The sequence below is a fragment of the Nostoc sp. 'Peltigera membranacea cyanobiont' 232 genome (genome assembly GCF_002245985.1).
Taxonomy (GTDB): Bacteria; Cyanobacteriota; Cyanobacteriia; order Cyanobacteriales; family Nostocaceae; genus Nostoc.
The window spans coordinates 1-1,767 of record NZ_NOLK01000364.1; the positions used below are offsets into that span (position 1 = coordinate 1).

At 44.1% G+C, this 1,767-nt stretch carries 1 protein-coding gene; it reads right to left on the reverse strand.

From position 1 onward, the window contains the following. Positions 1–1,767, reverse strand: a 1,767-nt coding sequence (locus CDG79_RS40340) for a DUF5906 domain-containing protein (protein ID WP_333783018.1), incomplete at both ends; no start/stop codon positions are given.

The window sequence follows — 1,767 nt, forward strand, 5'->3', positions numbered from 1 at the left end:
CCTTATCAGGGACATAGCCTATGTTTGCGGCTTCTATGAAGTCAAATAGGTGATTATTTTCTTTCTGAAGGTTGTAGAAAGCATCAGTTGTACATTCGTAATCAATGCCTTCTGAAATCAGGTCGTTTAGTGCTTGAAGCATTTTATTTAGGAATGCTGGGGCTACTTTCGTTCTGATAAATTCCTTGTCATAAGCAAATCTTGGGTCAGCCTGCAACTCATTTGGATTGTTAGGATCTGGATTTTTTTCAAAGGTTTTCTTGAACTCCAAAACTGCAATCCTGTCTTGAATTGCTTTCATTACCCCTTGGAGTGCTGGCGTTTCATTTAAGTTAAAAAGACCTATGGCTTCAGGGGTAAACTCAATATGGTCTTTACCCTTCCGTTCACAATGCAACTTGTTACCAGTGACAAACAACTTTAAACTTTGGATTTTATCAATCCTAGATGTTTGCGGATTCTCAGAAGCCCAATTCACTCGGCTGTGCATCAACGGAGCTAGATTAAACTTCCTGCCTTCGTCGTACAATTGGAAGTCTGCTAAAGAGACAGAAGTTAGTCCATTTTCGCCGTAAATAATGGATACACATTCGCGCAGAGCATCTTTACCATTAGACCCAAGCCCAACTGCTAGAATTGCTTTTACCTCTCTTCCTCTGAGCTTCCTAACAGTTTGAAGGTCAATCGAAGCGGCAAGATTTCTTAAAAGGATTTCTTGCTGGGGTCTATCCAAACATGAAAGTAAGCGGTCGCAATCTGTAGTATCAGCGTTTGGATTGTACTCAATCAACGGTTCATAAATAAAGTAATCTTCGGGGGTATGAGGGTCTAGCCGTGGAATAACCTTATTACCTATCCAAACGGGTCTAACTATCCCATTAGTGCAGTTAATCCCTGGTGGATTGAGTAATTCTGCCTCAATCCCTGTTCGCATTTTCGCCCACTCTAGAACCTTCTTAACCGAACTGGGTGAAGCGTGAGGATAAGATTTTTTACCTTGCTCATTTTCAACTGCAAAAGAGTTGCAAAAGTCGGTGATACGCTTAATTTCTCTAGAGTCTGGAGAGTGTTCATAGTGGTTGCCAGTATGCCAGTAGAGCTGATCCGTAGCGCAAATCCAATTCTTGTCTCCATAGAGAGTTTTGAAGGCAATTTGAATAAAGCTGACAACTGGATCAAGATCATTTAAAGGATCGTCAAGATTTTGCAGCTTTGCCAGTTGCGATCGCTCTGCCACGGCCGCGTGGATCTGCTCCTCTAACCTGCGGATAAACTCTGGTACTTCCATCTGCCCCAAGATTTCTTTAATATCTGATGATTTATATGGTAAACCGGGGCAGATGTCGTGAGGGTTGATTCCGATCAAGGCGATTCCCACCTCGGCTGCACAATCCTGGCAGGTCTGGAGTTTCTTTAAGCCAGTGTCATCGGCATCGTGCAGAAAAATGATTAATCCTATGCCGGAATCTTTGAGGAGTTGATATTCTGGGGTGATGGTTTTCTTATCCCATCCACTGCCCTGAAACGTAATTCCAGCAAGACCATGTGAGCGACCAACTTCTACGCATCCCTCACCTTCATGCTGGAGTAGCGCCGGGGTTCCTGCCACAGTTTTGGCGGCGGCTAGCGCTTCATCAAGACGATATGCCCCCCAAGGTTGATCACCTTTTTTCATCTCTGGTGTGCCATCGGGGAGGCGATGCCATTGCCTAAAACTCTTGTCGTAACCTTTCTCTTTACTGGTGTCTGCCCATTCGTAACGGTCAA